Below are 15,684 nucleotides of genomic sequence, written 5' to 3' on the forward strand. Positions count from 1 at the left end.
TTAGATTCAGCGAAAGAGCGAGCGTGAAGACTATTTTCAAAAAGGTGATTTTCACTTATCCCCCCAAGAAACTCTTTCGAACTTCAGGGTCCGTCAGCAATTCCTTGCCGGTACCGGTATAAGCATTCCGCCCCTGCACCAGAACATAACCTTTGTCTGCGATTTCAAGTGCTTGACGGGCGTTCTGTTCAACCATCAGGATCGGCAAACCGGTGCGTGAGACCTCGATGATCCGGTCGAACAGCTCATCCATCACGATGGGCGAAACACCGGCGGTGGGTTCGTCCAGCATCAACACCTTGGGCTGGGTCATCAGTGCGCGGCCCACAGCGACCTGTTGGCGCTGACCACCCGAAAGCTCTCCGGCGGGTTGGTTGCGTTTGTCGCGCAGGATCGGAAACAGATCAAAGACCTGCTCCATCGTCTCGCTGATATCGTCGCGGCGAATAAAGGCACCCATTTCAAGGTTCTCTTCTACCGTCATCGAGGTGAAGATGTTCTGTGTTTGCGGCACAAAGCCCATGCCGCGGATCACCCGGTCTTGCGGGGTAAGATTTGTAATATCTTCACCATCCAACCGAACAGATCCCGCGCGGACGTCCAGCATTCCAAACACGGCCTTCATTGCAGTGGACTTACCTGCGCCATTGGGGCCAACGATGACAGCAATCTCACCTTTGTCCACGGCGATTGTGCATTCATGGAGGATATCCGGCCCCTTGCCGTAACCTCCGGTCATGGTGTCACCGATCAGGAAGGGACCGCCCGCGACCGCCTTCGTTTTACCGCTTTTGCGATGGGCAGGCGTCATTGTGCCTGCGCCGTGCGGATTAGTGATCGAGGCGTCTTTGTTGCCCTTGTCGTCCTGATAGGGGTTATCGGTCACGCGCCAGCCTCCAGCTTGTCTTTGTTCTTCAGGCCGGTGCCCAGATAAGCCTCGATCACGTGCTCGTTTGCTTTAATCTCATCCAGAGTGCCCTCGGCCAGAACCCTGCCTTCGGCCATACAGATGACCGGGTCGCAGATCTTGCCGATGAAATCCATGTCGTGTTCGATGACGACGAACGTATAGCCGCGCTCTTTGTTCAGGCGCAGGATCGTGTCGGCGATGGTCATCAGTAAGGTGCGGTTCACGCCCGCGCCGACCTCATCCAGAAACACGATCTTGGCGTCGACCATCATGGTACGACCCAGTTCCAGCAGCTTTTTCTGCCCGCCGGAGACCTGACCAGCCTTGTGGTCGGCCAGGTGTTCGATGGTCAGGAATTCTAGCACTTCGTCGGCCTTGGCCTTCAGCGCGCGTTCCTCATCGGCGATGCGCTTGCGACCAAACCAGGTGTTCCAAAGCGATTCACCCGATTGTACACCCGGCACCATCATCAGGTTCTCACGGCAGGACATCGACGAGAACTCATGTGCGATCTGGAACGTGCGTAGCAGGCCTTTGTGAAACAACTCGTGCGGGGGCAGGCCGGTGATATCCTCACCGTCCATAAAGACCTTGCCACTGGTCGGCGGCAGAACACCCGCGATCACATTGAACAGAGTGGTTTTCCCAGCCCCGTTAGGCCCGATAAGGCCGGTGATCGACCCTTTCTGGATTTCCAGCGATGCCCCATCCACCGCATGAAACCCGCCGAAATGCTTGTGCACGCCCTCGACGACGATCATCTTTTCCCCTAGCCGCCGTTTTCGGCGTTCTTTTCCCATCCCCGTTTTCCGGGGTGCGGCCTTTTTTCATTGAAACAGCCCGGACACAAGGCCCGGGCTGCTTATTCTTATAGCCGTTAGAGCCTGATCAACGGAAGTTGACAGTCTTGTTCTCGCCGTCGGTCACTTCGATCTCACGATAGGAACCTGCGCTTTCGCCAGGGCCGATCAGCTCGACACCGGACGCGCCGACGTAGTCGATGTCCTGACCGTTGGCCAGCAATTCCAGACCTTTGGCCAGCTCACCAGGATAGATTTTCTCACCCGGAGCGTTCGCGACATCCAGGATCTTGCCGCCGTAGTCGGCAGGGTTGGTCGAGCCGGCCGCTTGCATCGCCAGCATGAACAGAGCGGCAGCGTCATAGGATTCGGGCGAATAGGGCGACGAGCCGTCGAAACCTGCGGCTTCGGCCATTGCAAAGTACTTTTCTGCACCTTCACCACCCGAACCGGCGATCTGACCGAACGAACCGTTCAGGTCGGCGCCGACATTCGCTGGCAGCGAGTCACCGATCATACCACCGGGCAGGCCGAACGTGTCAAACGCTCCGCTGTCCAGAGACGACTGGATGATGCCCAGACCACCCTGGTCCAGATAGCCCGCAACAACCAGAATGTCGCCACCAGCTGACGCCAGCGCACCCACTTCAGCCGAGTAGTCGGCTTTGCCATCTTCATGCGCGGCGACGATGGTGACTTCGCCACCCGCGGCCTCGAACGAGGACTGGATCGCGTCCGCCAGACCCTTGCCGTAGTCGTTATTGGTGTAGGTCAGAGCGATCGAGGTGATGCCGCGATCGTTCAGGATATCTGCCATCACTTGACCTTCCCGCGCATCCGACGGTGCGGTGCGGAAAAACAGGCCGTTGTCTTCCATGGTCGACAGACCGGGCGAGGTCGCCGAAGGTGAGATCATGACCATGCCATTCGGAATCGCGACATTCTGCAAGATCGCACCGGTAACGCCCGAGCAATCGCCGCCGATGATACCGGCAACTCCGTCTGCGATCATACGTTCGCCGTTCGAAGTGGCCAGACCGTTGTCAATGCAGCCGGTGTCAGCGCGCGACGCGGTTACTTTGGATCCATCCAGCAATTTCCCGGATTCGGTGACTTCGCTCATCGCCATCTCTGCGCCCGAACCCATTGCCGGTGCCAGCGATTCAATCGGGCCGGTAAAGCCGAACAAAACGCCCAGCGAAATGTCTTCGGCCATGGCGGTGCCCGATAGCAAAGCGGTTGCTGCAGTTGCAGTAAGCAGCTTTTTCATATGGTTACTCCCTGTTGTGAACGTGTTCGTTCTGACCAAGAACCTAGGCAAGCTGTTCGGAAAAGAAAAGTCCTAACGCAAACGTGCTTTTACCGATTGGAATTCTAACTGTTTTGTTAGGGTTTACCTGTGATTTTCACGGAAAGGGACCAACATGCTGAAAGCGGCTGCGATTCTGTTACTCACCTTCTGTGCCGGTAGCGCCTGTGCTCAGGCTTTGTCGACCGCTGCCGGGGATGTTGAACTAACAGAAATGGTTGGCAGGTTGGATACACCTTGGGCAGTTGGTATCCTGCCAGACGGCAGTTTCCTCGTCACTGAACGAGAGGGGGAACTGCTGTATGTACATAATGGAAAGGCGAAAGCCGTATCGGGCGTTCCTAAGGTTGCAGTATCGGGGCAGGGCGGATTGCTGGACGTCACTATCCCGCGAGATTTCAATCAAAGCCGCGAGATTTTCCTGACCTTCTCAAAACCGCAAAGCGGTGGCGCGGGTACCGCCGTGGCAGTCGCGCGCCTGTCCGAAAACGGCAAGCGCCTCACCAACCTGCGGGTGATTTTCGAGGCGTCTCCGGGCGGGTCCGGAGGACGCCATTTTGGCAGCCGCGTGGTTGAAGCGAACGATGGAACATTGTTTGTGACGATTGGCGACCGCGGTCAGCCGGATAATGCGCAGGATCGATCCAACCACATGGGCTCGGTCATTCGGATCAATCGGGATGGGACTGTCCCGGCAGACAATCCGTTTGTCGAACAGTCGAACATACGACCGGAAATCTGGTCGTTTGGCCACAGAAACCCTCAAGGAGCTGGGCTGGACGCACGTGGCCGGCTGTGGATTTCGGAACATGGCGCGCGCGGCGGGGACGAGATCAATCAACCCCGCGCAGGTCGGAATTACGGTTGGCCGGTTATTTCTTATGGCACGCATTATTCCGGCAAGAAGATCGGCGAGGGCACGTCCAAGGATGGAATGGAACAACCTGTTCATTATTGGGACCCGTCGATCGCGCCTTCGGGGCTGCTCGTTTACTCGGGCAAGCTTTGGCCTGAATGGAAAGGAAGCATGTTCGTAGGATCCTTGAAGTTCGACTATATTGCGCGTCTGGAAGGTCCACCCTGGCGCGAGGTTGAGCAAATCAAAGCGCCTCAGACCGAACGCGTTCGCGATATCGTGGAAGCACCTGACGGTTCGATCTGGTTTATTTCGGTCGGGCAGGGGGCGGTTTACAGGATGTCTGTCCCAAATTGACCTGCGCAAGCAGACAATAGACTGTACTATCCCTTCAGAACGTGTCGATCTTTACGGCCGCTCTGTTCACCGGGCTATTGGGATTGGGTATTGTCTATCGATGGGTGATTTCAAGATTGAGTTATGCACAAGCATGCCACCGATATCTGAGCTAAATGTGATTTTGGAGCAATATTACGCGCTTATCGCTCAAAGAATGCAGGACATGGGGTTCGAGCTGGATTCGGCTGCACCACAAAGCGCGCTTGCGGAGTTCTGGGCGAATACTGATAGCTACATGCCTCCGAACGGATGCCTGATTGTCGCAAGACAGCGCGATGGCGAAATGGTGGGATGTGGAATGATGAAGCGTTTCGATCAACAAACCGGTGAATTGAAACGTGTATTTGTAACCGAAAAAGCGCGGGGCACCGGTACTGGGCGCGCATTGATCCAGGCACGGGAACAGGCCGCCCGAGACATGGGGCTGAAACGGCTTATCGCGGATACTCTCACACCAAATGTTGAAATGCGATCTTTATACCCAAAGCTTGGCTTTGTGGAATTGGACACCCCAATCAAGACAACGACTTACTTGGAGCAGCCCATGCTGCGGCCTTACTTGCACTATTTTCAGAAAGACCTTTGAGTTCGGACCTTAAACCGACAACCGTCCGCTTTGCGCGCCACGTTCGCGATAGGGTGTGGTGTTGTAATGTGCGCGGTAACATTTTGAGAAATGGCTAGGCGAGGCGAAACCACAGGCAAGGGCCACGTTGATCACGCTCATGTCCGTCTGCATCAGCAGGTTTCGGGCCTTGTGCAGGCGCAGTTCCATGTAATAGCGCTTGGGCGAACGGCTGAGGTATCGGCGGAACAAGCGCTCTAGTTGGCGGGTCGACATACCCACATCCGTGGCCAAAATCGATGGCGAGATCGGCTCTTCGATGTTCTTTTCCATCATCAGGATGACCTGACTCAGTTTCGGATGCCGTACGCCGATCCGGGTCGGCGTCGACAGGCGCTGTGTATCCTGATCGGTGCGGATCGAGGAATAGATCATCTGATCCGCCACCGCATTGGCCAGGTCCTCGCCATAATCATCTGCAATCAGCTTGAGCATCAGGTCGATCGAAGAGGTGCCGCCCGCAGTCGTCATACGGCTGCCATCGATCTGAAAAACGGCTTTGGTTAGCTCAACCTCATCAAACTCCTCGATGAAGCTGTCCGAGTTTTCCCAGTGAATCGTGGCTTTTTTGTTGTCCAGCAACCCGGCCTTGGCCAAAGTATAGGCTGCGGTGCACAGACCACCGATCCGCAAGCCACGTCTCGCTTCGCGCCGCAGCCAGTTCAGGACGCGTTTGGAGGTGGCCGCCTGAACATCCACACCACCGCAGACCAGAATAACGTCGTCGCGCTGTAGCTCTTCCAGATCACTGTCCAGTTTGAACTCGGTCCCGGCAGAGCAGGTCACCGATTCCCCGCCTTCGCCCAGCAGCCTCCAGGTATAGAGCTGTTTGTTTGCCATGCGGTTGGCAATGCGCAGACTGTCAAGCCCCGAAGCAAACGACAGCAGCGAGAATTTGTCCAATAGGACAAAAACGAAATTCCGGGGTGGAGCCTCAGTGTCTTCCACCGTGACAACTTGGCGTTGCTCTTGCATGGCGAGATGTCCTTACTTCGCTGCCGGATCATAGCTCATCCAACAGCTTATTTGACAGCCACCATGATCAAAGCTTGTTTGCGCAGTCAAGAGGCGCAAATGGGATATGGTCACTCTTCCTTGCATTTTGTATAGAGGCCACCTGAAAACTTCAGCGGAGATCAAAGCTATGACCGAGTGGCAAAAATCGAACTGGCGCAACAAGCCCCGGGTTCAGATGCCAGAGTATACCGACGCGGCCGCTCTGGCCAAGGTCGAGGCTCAGCTTTCACAGTATCCCCCGCTGGTCTTTGCCGGTGAGGCGCGGCGTCTCAAACAACAATTGGGTGCTGCCGGTCGTGGCGAAGCCTTTCTTTTGCAAGGCGGGGATTGCGCTGAAAGCTTTGAACAATTCAGTGCAGATGCAATTCGTGACACCTTTAAGGTGATGCTGCAGATGGCAATGGTACTGACCTATGGCGCCAAGGTGCCGGTGGTCAAAGTTGGCCGAATGGCCGGACAGTTTGCAAAGCCTCGCAGTGCCCCGACCGAGGTGGTGGATGGTGTGGAGCTGCCCAGCTACCGTGGTGACATCATCAACGAGCTGGCCTTCACGCCCGAAGCACGGACACCGAATCCCAACAAGATGCTGCAGGCCTACACGCAGGCGGCGGCGACTTTGAACCTGCTTCGCGCTTTCTCGACCGGTGGATTCGCGGACATGAGCCGGGTGCACGCCTGGACATTGGGATTTGCCGATGAACAGGATGTGCAGAAGTATTCCGAGATTGCCGACCGCATTCAGGATTCCATCGATTTCATGGGAGCAGCTGGAATCACTGCAGATACCACGCACGAGTTTTCGACCGTTGAATTCTACACCAGCCACGAAGGGTTGTTGCTGGAATACGAAGAGGCGCTGACCCGTCTGGATTCGACCTCGGGCAACTGGCTGGCAGGCTCTGGTCACATGATCTGGATCGGCGACCGTACGCGCCAGCCTGATGGCGCACATGTCGAGTTCTGTCGCGGCGTTCAGAATCCGATCGGTCTGAAATGCGGCCCGACAACGACTGCAGAAGACCTCAAGGTTCTGATGTCCAAACTGAACCCCAACAACGAAGAAGGCCGTTTGACCCTGATCGCCCGCTTCGGCGCGGGCAAGGCTGGTGAACATCTGCCGCGTCTGGTCAAGACCGTCAAAGAAGAGGGTGCCAAGGTGACATGGGTCTGCGACCCGATGCACGGTAACACGATCAAGTCGGCTACAGGGTACAAAACCCGCCCGTTCGACTCGGTCCTGCGCGAAGTGCGCGACTTCTTTGGTGTGCATCAGGCCGAGGGCACGATCCCTGGCGGTGTTCACTTCGAAATGACCGGGCTGGATGTCACTGAATGCACCGGTGGCGTTCGGGCTGTGACCGAAGAAGACCTGTCAGACCGCTACCATACGGCCTGTGACCCGCGACTGAACGCATCACAGTCGCTGGAGCTGGCCTTCCTGGTTGCCGAAGAACTGACCAACCTGCGCCGCAATGGCAAAAAACGCGCTGCAAGCTAAGCGCGTATAAAAAATGTAAGAACAGCGGGCCATCAGGTCCGCTGTTCTTACATTCTAAGCACTGGTTCTTTTTAGTCGTCGCGTGACACGACCAGACGCAAGTGTCTGACCGCGGGTTTGAAACCAGTCTGTTCTTCGGCGAAGCCTTCGACGGGGTGTGGTGTAGCAGGTGCCGGGACTTGAATTTCCGAGACCGGTTTGATCCGCGTGTCCGAAATTGAGAACCGGCGTGGCGTTTTTCCAATTGCGCCATCGGCAATCATGACACCTAGTACCCGACTGACGTCCCCCAGATCGCTTTTCAGCGGCAATAGGATCATGCGTGCCTGCATCCGGGTTCGGCCCAGCGCTCCACCAGAGACCAGCCCCAGTTCCACGACAGCGGGCGCTGCGAATACCTGCTCGAGCACGTCTTGTAGCTGTGATCGGTCGTCGGGCTGAAAGAATGCAGTCAGCGGCATTCCCCGGACTTCCATCCCTGCAAGCGTGTTCATGTGACTGCCTGCTAGACGAAACCTGGCCAGTCCGGGTGCGATCCGTTCCAGAATGAACGTGAACTCAAGAACGTTATCAAGACCGCGCGGGTCGATTTGGGACCGCATCGGAACACTGTCACCGCTCAACAATGCGGTCCAGTACGCTTCGGCCTGGCGGATCGGCGAAAGGCTGCGCCCACTGTCAAAGCGATCCATTGCGACGATCTTTCCAAATTCTGACCCGGAACCAATCCCGAAAAAGGTTTTCATTTTCATCACCCTAACGCCAAATGACCGCTATTTCATAAAATGCAATGCAACGAGAGCATCGGCGGCCTGCAAGCTATTGCCACGGGCAGTTTGACTCGGGTTGATTCAATTTTGGAGTAATTCTTTAACGAATGGTTAACTTGCGCCAAACAATTGCAGTATCAGCAAACTCTTGCCCTGCACCTGCCAATGGCATTAGGTGCGGCAAACGTTCGACACGGTGGTACTTAGGAAAGGGCAGTGATGATAAGATCCATGACCGGGTTTGCTTCGGGTAAAGGAACCCACGGCCCGCACAGCTGGACGTGGGAACTGCGCAGCGTAAACGGCAAGGGTCTGGACATGCGTCTGCGCGTGCCCGACTGGCTTACGGGCCTCGAAGCTGCGCTGCGGGCCACATTGTCCAAGTCTCTGAGTCGTGGAAATGTCACCTTGTCCATGCGACTGAACCGCGAAGACGCGGCACCTGAACTGGCCTTGAACGAAGCCGCAATGGCTGCCGCGCTGGCTGCTCTTGAGCAAACACAAGAGCTTGCCGCTGCGCGCGGTATCACGTTGGCGCCGTCGCGGGCTTCGGATCTTCTTGCCCTAAAGGGCATGATGGATGCAGGTGCCGACGCTGACGATCCTGCTCCGTTGGTTGCGCATCTGACATCCGAATTCAGCGGCTTGCTGGCGGCATTTGTTGATATGCGTCGGACTGAAGGTGAAGCGTTGGCAATCGTTTTGAACACGCAATTGGATCAGATTGCGGAACTGACGGCTCAGGCGGCGGAAATTGCTGAACAACGCAAGGACAAAATGGCCCAGGCTTTGCGCGAGAATCTGGCGCGGGTGCTGGAGAACGCACAGGGTGCGGACCCTGATCGTGTCGCGCAGGAACTTGCAGTGATCGCAGTCAAGGCTGACATCACGGAAGAAATCGACCGTCTGAGCGCCCATGTTGATGCAGCACGAGAATTGCTGGGGCAGGACGGGGCGGTGGGGCGCAAGCTGGACTTTCTGATGCAGGAGTTCAACCGCGAAGCCAATACGCTGTGTTCCAAGGCGCAAAGCTCGGATCTGACTTCCATTGGGCTCGCGCTCAAAGCGGTGATCGATCAGATGCGCGAGCAAGTGCAAAACGTAGAATAATCATGGGAACGACTGAAATGGTAGATCGCCGAGGCCTATTAATCATTCTGTCTTCTCCGTCCGGAGCAGGCAAATCCACACTGGCCAAGCGGCTGATGGCCTGGGATTCGGATCTGGAATTCTCGATCTCGGCGACGACGCGCGCCCCGCGTCCGGGGGAAGAGCACGGGCGCGATTATTTCTTTTTGTCCGAAGACGCGTTCAAACAACAAGTCGCGGATGGCCAGATGCTGGAACATGCCCACGTGTTCGGTAATTTCTACGGCTCGCCAGCGGACCCGGTTAGAAATTCGATAAACACCGGCAAGGATGTGCTTTTCGACGTCGATTGGCAGGGCGAAGTGCAGATCCGTAATTCGGATCTGGGCAAACACGCGTTATCGATCTTCATTCTGCCGCCGTCAATCCCAGAGCTGCGCCGCCGCCTGGAAACCCGCGGACAGGACAGTGATGACGTTATCGGAAGACGGATGCTGAAAAGCTGGGATGAGATCAGTCACTGGGGCTATTACGACTATGTCCTGATCAACGATGACCTGGAATCGACCGAAGAGAAGCTGAAGACCATCGTCAGTGCGGAACGGATGCGCCGTATTCAGCAGCCCACGCTGCAACAGCACGTACGCAAGCTGCAGAATGAATTCGAGGGCCTATCATGACCATTTTCGCTTTGGGCAAACACGTGCCGCAAATTCACGAAGACACATGGGTCGCACCCGACGCCAATCTGATCGGCAAGGTGGTTCTGCAGCAGGGCTCTTCCGTCTGGTTCGGTTGCACGATTCGTGCCGATCACGAAGAAATCCGTGTTGGTGAAGGAAGTAACGTTCAGGAAAACTGCGTGATGCATATCGATGCCGGTTATCCTTTGACGATTGGTCGGAACTGTACCATCGGGCACAAGGTGATGTTGCATGGCTGTACCATTGGCGAAAACTCGTTGATTGGGATGGGCGCAATTGTTCTGAACGGCGCCAAAATCGGACGCAATTGCCTGATCGGGGCAGGGGCCCTGATCACCGAAGGCAAGGAAATCCCTGACAATTCGCTTGTCATGGGGTCTCCAGGTAAAGTCGTGCGCCAACTGGATGACGCGGCAGCACAACGGATCACATGGAGTGCGATGCATTATCAGGAAAACATGCGTCTGTTTCGTGAAACCTTAAAACCCGTTTCGTAGGACGTCAGGGTCGATTGGGTTTTGAACATGTCTGCTGATCTACTTGGTGAACTCGTTTCCGCAATACCGATGCCGGCTCTGATGGTGGATCAGACCGAACGGATTGTTGCTGCCAATACTGATGCGAACACCTTGCTTGGACAGAATGTCGTAGGGCGTCATTTCGCGACGATCCTGCGACAGCCGCAGGTTCTGGAGGCAATCGAGCAAAGCCTTTTGACCAAAGATGCCAAGAAAACCCGGCACCTTTCCAATGACGGCGCGCAGGACACAACGTTCGAAGTTCACTGCAGGTATGTGAACGAAATGGGCGCCGTGTCGGGTGGGGTGGTATTGGCCACGTTTGAGGATATCACCCATCTGGAAGACGCCAACCAGATGCGGCGGGATTTTGTCGCCAATGTCAGCCATGAATTGCGAACGCCGCTAACTGCGGTGATGGGGTTTATCGAAACCCTGCGTGGTCCGGCGCGAGATGATGAAGCCGCGCGCGACCGGTTCCTTGAGATTATGTTCGAGGAAGCCAACCGGATGAACCGGTTGGTCGGGGATCTTTTGTCCTTGAACCGCGTTGAAAGCCAAGAGAGGATTCGCCCGAAGGAACAATTGGAGCTTGGGGGATTGCTGCAGTCCATTCTGAACTCTCTGCGCCCCATTGCGGAAGACGCAGGTGTCGTTCTGTCGTTGGATATCCCGGCTGAATCGCTGTGCGTGACCGGAGATAGCGACCAGCTGCGGCAGGTATTTACCAATCTGGTGGAAAACGGGATCAAATACGGTGCCAGCGGCGGCACTGTCGCTGTAAACGTCGTGTCCTCGGATCGTGACACCGCAATGCGTGGTCCGGCCGTCAGGGTTCAAATCATCGATAAAGGGCCTGGAATTGATACGGTCCACTTGCCGCGCCTGACCGAGCGATTCTATCGTGCCGACAGTCACAGATCGCGACAGCTGGGTGGAACAGGCTTGGGCCTTGCGATCGTAAAGCACATCGTCAATCGCCATCGCGGTCGGTTGCGCGTTGAAAGCGAGTTAGGCAAAGGCGCTGTATTTACTGTGATTTTGCCGCGATAGGCGGTTAGATCGGCACCAGTCTTTCGAATTTCATCCGTCTCACTCACAAGAGTTTTTGACAAAAAAACGTGACAAATCCCGCATTGTCATAAAAGCGTTACACGCTTGTCACAAAAGGCTTACGCACGACCCCTAAGGGTGCCTTCGGGATCATCATGGGGGTGATCAAGCATATCTTTTCAGGGAGACTGAAATGTCCTTTGTAAAACTGTCGGCATCTGCGCTGGCTATCGCTGCCGTCTCGGCGACCACTGCTGCAGCTCGTGACAACGTTCAGGTTGCCGGTTCGTCGACCGTTCTGCCTTATGCCTCGATCGTTGCGGAACTGTTCGGTGAAAACACAGATTTCCCGACCCCGGTTGTTGAATCCGGTGGTTCGTCGGCTGGTCTGAAACGTTTCTGCGAAGGCGTTGGCGAAAACACCATCGACGTAGCAAACGCGTCGCGCGCGATCCGCGAAAAAGAGATCAAGGCCTGTGCAGAAAACGGCGTGACCGACATCATGGAAGTCCGCATCGGTTATGATGGTATCGTATTCGCAAGCCAGCAGTCCGGCCCTGCTTTCAATGCTTTTGAACCGTCCGACATCTTCAATGCTCTGGGCGCGAAGGTTCTGAAGGACGGCGAAGTTGTTGATAATTCTTACAACACCTGGGCCGAGTTCAATGCGGAACTGCCTGATGTTGAAATCGCTGGCTTCATCCCGGGCACCAAGCACGGCACCCGTGAAGTGTTCGAAGAAAAAGTCCTGCTGATCGGTTGTGAAGAAACCGGCGCCATGGAAGCCATGATTTCTGGCGGCATGAGCGAAGACGATGCGGAAGATGCGTGTCTGGCCGTTCGTACCGATGGCAAGTCGGTCGACATCGACGGTGACTATACCGAGACCCTGGCGCGTATCGACACCAACCCGAACGGCATCGGCATTTTCGGTCTGGCGTTCTATGAGAACAATACCGACAAGCTGAAAGTAGGCACCATGTCAGGTGTCGCGCCGACGACCGAAACCATCTCGACCGGCGAATACCCGGTTTCACGCCCGCTGTTCTTCTACGTGAAAAAAGCGCATATCGGCGTGATCCCCGGCCTGAAGGAATACGCTCAATTCTTCACCCATGACGAAATCGCAGGCGCTTCGGGACCGCTGGCCAACTATGGCCTTGTTGCAGATCCCGAACTGACAAAAACTCAGGACGCCATCGCAAACGAAGTAACCATGGGTTCGGGCAGCTAAACCTGACGCTGATGTAATGCTACTGGGGCGACGGATCAGTCGCCCCTTCATTGTCTCTTTCTCTATCCGCAATCGAGAGTAACGGGGGTTTCATGCCGATACTATGGCTCATTCTGATCGTTTCGGCGGTCGCAGCAGTCGGCTATGTACTTGGACGCGCACGCGCCTTGCAAAGCGCCGGTGGTGACAGTCGGAACCTGCATTCGCTGCCATCATTTTATGGTGCAAACGTTACGCTGAAGATACTTGTTCCTGCCTTTGGTCTCTTGATTGCCTGGCTGTTGGTGCAGCCGTTCTTTGTTAACTCGCAAGTCTCGGGCATGATCCCGGAATCGGCTATCAAGGAAGGCTCCTCCCGCAGTCTGGTTATGGCCGAGGTGCGTCGCACAGCCTTCGGTCTGGACAACGCGGTCGCTCAGGGAAATCTGACCGAGAGTGCCGCCAGTGATGCACAAGTAGACGTCATCGATGTGACCCAACGCCTGAAGGATGCAGGGCAGGTGGTGACGTCGGAGATCACTCAGCCTGTTCTGCGCGCGGCTCAAAGCTATCGGGCCATGAGCGCGACCGGCTATGCGATCATGTCCGTTGCCGTTCTCGCGGTCGCTGTGATCGGCGCTGTAATTGGCTGGTTGCAAACCAATGCCGAGTATCGCGCGCGCAACGTTGTCGAACAGGGTGTTCGTGTACTTCTACTGGCTGCCGCTTCGATTGCCATTCTGACAACAGTGGGCATTGTCCTGTCGCTGGTTTTCAACACCTGGGAATTCTTCAAGCTATACCCAGCGTCTGACTTCTTCTTTGGCATGACCTGGGCGCCCAGCTTCTCGGGTCGCGGCGGTTCGTCCGAACTCGGCATCCTTCCGTTGCTATGGGGTACGCTTTACATTTCGATTGTGGCGCTGTTGGTCGCCGTGCCGATCGGATTGTTTGCCGCGATCTACCTCAGCGAATACGCCTCGCCCCGCCTGCGATCTGTAGCCAAACCGTTGCTTGAGGTATTGGCCGGGATTCCAACCATTGTTTACGGTCTCTTCGCGCTGTTGACCGTTGGCCCACTGCTGTTGGACATTTTCGGTGACAGTGGCCTGGGTTGGATGAAAGCGGGTACCGCCGTGATGACCGCGGGGTTGGTGATGGGGATCATGTTGATCCCGTTTGTGTCTTCTCTGTCCGATGACATTATCAACGCGGTCCCGCAGGCCATGCGCGATGGGTCCTATGGCCTTGGCGCCACGCAATCAGAAACCATCCGTCAGGTTGTTCTGCCCGCCGCATTGCCCGGCATCGTGGGTGCGATCCTTCTGGCCGCATCACGCGCCATTGGTGAGACCATGATCGTGGTTCTTGGGGCAGGGGCCGCAGCCCGCCTTAGCCTGAACCCGTTTGAAGCCATGACAACCGTGACAGCCAAGATCGTCAGTCAGTTGACTGGAGACGCCGACTTTGCCTCGCCCGAGGCCCTGGTCGCCTTCGCACTTGGCATGACGCTTTTCATCCTCACATTGGGGCTCAACGTTTTTGCCCTTTATATCGTGCGCAAGTACCGGGAGCAGTACGAATGACCGACGCCAGCATGCAAAGCCCCGAAACTGGTCGCCATACTATCTCACTCACGGCTACTGATGAGCGCACACAGAAACGAGCAAGAGCCGAAAAACGCTTTCGCTCTTACGGGCTCGCCGCAATTGGAACCGGCCTGTTCTTTCTGGTCGTTCTGTTCACCTCGATCCTGTCGCAGGGTCTCCCGGCCTTCCAACGCACGGTCGTCAGCGTGGATTTCACGCTGACCGAACCGCAGCGGGACGAGGCCGAAGGGACCTTGTTCAAGACAAAGGCCTATTCAAATCTGTTCGTCACCCAATTGAGCAAGGAATTGTCTGAGCGCGGGATCAGCGTCGACTTTGACGAAGCTGCCATCGAACGCCTTCTTGGTAAGGTTGGTGGAACGATCCGGAGTTTCTATGCCGAAAACCCTGGCAAACTGAATGAGCCCATCAAGTTCGATCTGACCGCTTCCAGCCGGGTGGACGGGTATTTCAAAGGGCGCGTGTCCCGTGACACCATTCAAGACAGCAGATTTCTGCAAAAAAGCGATCTGGATCTGGTCGATGCGCTGGAAGAGGCTGGTATTATCAAACAAGCGTTCAACTGGCCGTTCATCATCGGCGCTGACTCGGGCGTGGACAACCCGGGCGGTGCCGGCATCGGTGCCTCGGTCGTTGGGTCGTTCTTCATGATGGTGGTGGTGCTGGGCCTGTCGCTGCCGATTGGTGTGGCTGCCTCGATCTACCTTGAGGAGTTTGCACCGCAGAACAAGTTCACTGACCTGATCGAGGTAAACATCTCGAACCTGGCTGCGGTTCCGTCCATCGTCTTTGGTATACTGGGGCTGGCGGTGTTCATCCAATTCATGCATCTGCCGCAATCGGCACCGTTGGTCGGCGGTCTGGTTCTGACCCTGATGACACTACCGACAATCATCATCTCGACCCGGGCCTCATTGAAGGCAGTTCCTCCGTCGATCCGCGATGCGGCACTTGGGGTAGGGGCGTCGAAAATGCAAGCCGTGTTCCATCACGTTCTGCCACTGGCTGCACCGGGTATCCTGACCGGCACCATCATCGGTCTGGCACAAGCCCTGGGTGAAACCGCACCGCTGCTCCTGATCGGCATGGTGGGATTTGTCGCTCGCGGCTATCCCGACGGCTTCCTTGCCGGGTTTACCGAGCCGAACTCGGCCATGCCTGCCCAGATCTACACCTGGGCCGCACGCGCCGACGTGGGTTTCTACGAAAAAGCGTGGGGTGGGATCATCATACTTTTGATGTTCCTGCTGACCATGAACATCATCGCAATCATCTTGCGCCGCCGCTTTGAACGCCGCTGGTAATTGGGGGCA

The 15,684-nt window shown here is 56.1% G+C and carries 15 protein-coding genes; 10 read left to right on the forward strand and 5 right to left on the reverse strand.

Annotation, left to right across the window (positions count from 1 at the left end; translation table 11 throughout):
* Positions 1-55: 55 nt before the first annotated feature.
* From Q0816_RS04955 to Q0816_RS04965, 3 genes are all read right to left on the reverse strand, one after another.
* A complete protein-coding gene (locus Q0816_RS04955; protein WP_298848240.1) occupies positions 56-886 on the reverse strand; it encodes an ABC transporter ATP-binding protein in 831 nt (276 codons plus the stop codon).
* Positions 883-1,671 carry an ABC transporter ATP-binding protein gene (locus tag Q0816_RS04960; RefSeq protein WP_298848862.1) on the reverse strand — a complete coding sequence of 263 codons (789 nt, stop codon included), beginning with the start codon at positions 1,669-1,671 and terminating at the stop codon, positions 883-885. The genes Q0816_RS04955 and Q0816_RS04960 overlap by 4 nt, the downstream gene beginning before the upstream one ends.
* Positions 1,672-1,798: 127 nt before the next feature.
* Positions 1,799-2,980, reverse strand: coding sequence for an ABC transporter substrate-binding protein (locus Q0816_RS04965; protein WP_298848241.1), 1,182 nt, complete (start codon positions 2,978-2,980; stop codon positions 1,799-1,801).
* A 154-nt stretch (positions 2,981-3,134) separates the two neighbouring features.
* Here Q0816_RS04965 and Q0816_RS04970 point away from each other — a divergent pair, with 154 nt between their 5' ends.
* Both Q0816_RS04970 and Q0816_RS04975 read left to right on the forward strand, forming a co-directional pair.
* A complete protein-coding gene (locus Q0816_RS04970; RefSeq protein WP_298848243.1) occupies positions 3,135-4,232 on the forward strand; it encodes a PQQ-dependent sugar dehydrogenase in 1,098 nt (365 codons plus the stop codon).
* A gap of 133 nt (positions 4,233-4,365) precedes the next feature.
* Complete coding sequence (locus tag Q0816_RS04975) at positions 4,366-4,860, forward strand: GNAT family N-acetyltransferase (RefSeq protein ID WP_298848245.1); 495 nt, start codon at positions 4,366-4,368, stop codon at positions 4,858-4,860.
* Between the two features lie 9 nt (positions 4,861-4,869).
* Here Q0816_RS04975 and Q0816_RS04980 read toward each other — a convergent pair whose 3' ends face one another.
* Entirely contained in the window at positions 4,870-5,874 is a 1,005-nt protein-coding gene (locus tag Q0816_RS04980; RefSeq protein ID WP_298848247.1) for a GlxA family transcriptional regulator, read from the reverse strand.
* A 169-nt stretch (positions 5,875-6,043) separates the two neighbouring features.
* Between Q0816_RS04980 and Q0816_RS04985 the strand changes: the two genes are divergently transcribed.
* Entirely contained in the window at positions 6,044-7,414 is a 1,371-nt protein-coding gene (locus tag Q0816_RS04985) for a class II 3-deoxy-7-phosphoheptulonate synthase (protein WP_298848249.1), read from the forward strand.
* Between the two features lie 71 nt (positions 7,415-7,485).
* On the opposite strand, the gene Q0816_RS04990 is transcribed toward Q0816_RS04985, so the two are convergent.
* Entirely contained in the window at positions 7,486-8,160 is a 675-nt protein-coding gene (locus tag Q0816_RS04990) for a PAS domain-containing protein (RefSeq protein WP_298848251.1), read from the reverse strand.
* 243 nt (positions 8,161-8,403) lie between these two features.
* Between Q0816_RS04990 and Q0816_RS04995 the strand changes: the two genes are divergently transcribed.
* From Q0816_RS04995 to pstA, 7 genes are all read left to right on the forward strand, one after another.
* A complete protein-coding gene (locus tag Q0816_RS04995; RefSeq protein WP_298848864.1) occupies positions 8,404-9,294 on the forward strand; it encodes a YicC/YloC family endoribonuclease in 891 nt (296 codons plus the stop codon).
* Between the two features lie 17 nt (positions 9,295-9,311).
* Positions 9,312-9,953 carry a guanylate kinase gene (gene gmk, locus Q0816_RS05000; protein ID WP_298848253.1) on the forward strand — a complete coding sequence of 214 codons (642 nt, stop codon included), beginning with the start codon at positions 9,312-9,314 and terminating at the stop codon, positions 9,951-9,953.
* Positions 9,950-10,474, forward strand: coding sequence for a gamma carbonic anhydrase family protein (locus tag Q0816_RS05005; protein ID WP_298848255.1), 525 nt, complete (start codon positions 9,950-9,952; stop codon positions 10,472-10,474). Before gmk ends, Q0816_RS05005 begins: the two co-directional genes overlap by 4 nt.
* A gap of 27 nt (positions 10,475-10,501) precedes the next feature.
* Positions 10,502-11,548, forward strand: a complete 1,047-nt coding sequence (locus Q0816_RS05010; RefSeq protein WP_298848257.1) for an ATP-binding protein — start codon at positions 10,502-10,504, stop codon at positions 11,546-11,548.
* A 193-nt stretch (positions 11,549-11,741) separates the two neighbouring features.
* On the forward strand, positions 11,742-12,782 hold the full coding sequence (locus Q0816_RS05015) for a substrate-binding domain-containing protein (protein ID WP_298848259.1): 1,041 nt from the start codon (positions 11,742-11,744) through the stop codon (positions 12,780-12,782).
* 92 nt (positions 12,783-12,874) lie between these two features.
* Positions 12,875-14,347 carry a phosphate ABC transporter permease subunit PstC gene (gene pstC / locus Q0816_RS05020; RefSeq protein WP_298848261.1) on the forward strand — a complete coding sequence of 491 codons (1,473 nt, stop codon included), beginning with the start codon at positions 12,875-12,877 and terminating at the stop codon, positions 14,345-14,347.
* On the forward strand, positions 14,344-15,675 hold the full coding sequence (pstA, locus tag Q0816_RS05025) for a phosphate ABC transporter permease PstA (protein WP_298848263.1): 1,332 nt from the start codon (positions 14,344-14,346) through the stop codon (positions 15,673-15,675). The genes pstC and pstA overlap by 4 nt, the downstream gene beginning before the upstream one ends.
* Positions 15,676-15,684 lie beyond the last annotated feature (9 nt).

It is taken from the genome of uncultured Ruegeria sp., assembly GCF_947497005.1.
Taxonomy (GTDB): domain Bacteria; phylum Pseudomonadota; class Alphaproteobacteria; order Rhodobacterales; family Rhodobacteraceae; genus Ruegeria.

Excerpts from the sequence above, each read along its gene's own strand:
- Q0816_RS04995 (WP_298848864.1), top strand. The coding sequence starts at position 8,404 with ATGATAAGATCCATGACCGGGTTTGCTTCGGGTAAAGGAACCCACGGC.
- pstC (WP_298848261.1), top strand. The coding sequence starts at position 12,875 with ATGCCGATACTATGGCTCATTCTGATCGTTTCGGCGGTCGCAGCAGTC.
- pstA (WP_298848263.1), top strand. The coding sequence starts at position 14,344 with ATGACCGACGCCAGCATGCAAAGCCCCGAAACTGGTCGCCATACTATC.
- Q0816_RS05015 (WP_298848259.1), top strand. The coding sequence starts at position 11,742 with ATGTCCTTTGTAAAACTGTCGGCATCTGCGCTGGCTATCGCTGCCGTC.
- Q0816_RS04965 (WP_298848241.1), bottom strand. The coding sequence starts at position 2,980 with ATGAAAAAGCTGCTTACTGCAACTGCAGCAACCGCTTTGCTATCGGGC.
- Q0816_RS04990 (WP_298848251.1), bottom strand. The coding sequence starts at position 8,160 with ATGAAAACCTTTTTCGGGATTGGTTCCGGGTCAGAATTTGGAAAGATC.
- Q0816_RS04975 (WP_298848245.1), top strand. The coding sequence starts at position 4,366 with ATGCCACCGATATCTGAGCTAAATGTGATTTTGGAGCAATATTACGCG.
- Q0816_RS05010 (WP_298848257.1), top strand. The coding sequence starts at position 10,502 with ATGTCTGCTGATCTACTTGGTGAACTCGTTTCCGCAATACCGATGCCG.
- Q0816_RS04985 (WP_298848249.1), top strand. The coding sequence starts at position 6,044 with ATGACCGAGTGGCAAAAATCGAACTGGCGCAACAAGCCCCGGGTTCAG.
- gmk (WP_298848253.1), top strand. The coding sequence starts at position 9,312 with ATGGTAGATCGCCGAGGCCTATTAATCATTCTGTCTTCTCCGTCCGGA.
- Q0816_RS05005 (WP_298848255.1), top strand. The coding sequence starts at position 9,950 with ATGACCATTTTCGCTTTGGGCAAACACGTGCCGCAAATTCACGAAGAC.
- Q0816_RS04960 (WP_298848862.1), bottom strand. The coding sequence starts at position 1,671 with ATGATCGTCGTCGAGGGCGTGCACAAGCATTTCGGCGGGTTTCATGCG.
- Q0816_RS04970 (WP_298848243.1), top strand. The coding sequence starts at position 3,135 with ATGCTGAAAGCGGCTGCGATTCTGTTACTCACCTTCTGTGCCGGTAGC.
- Q0816_RS04980 (WP_298848247.1), bottom strand. The coding sequence starts at position 5,874 with ATGCAAGAGCAACGCCAAGTTGTCACGGTGGAAGACACTGAGGCTCCA.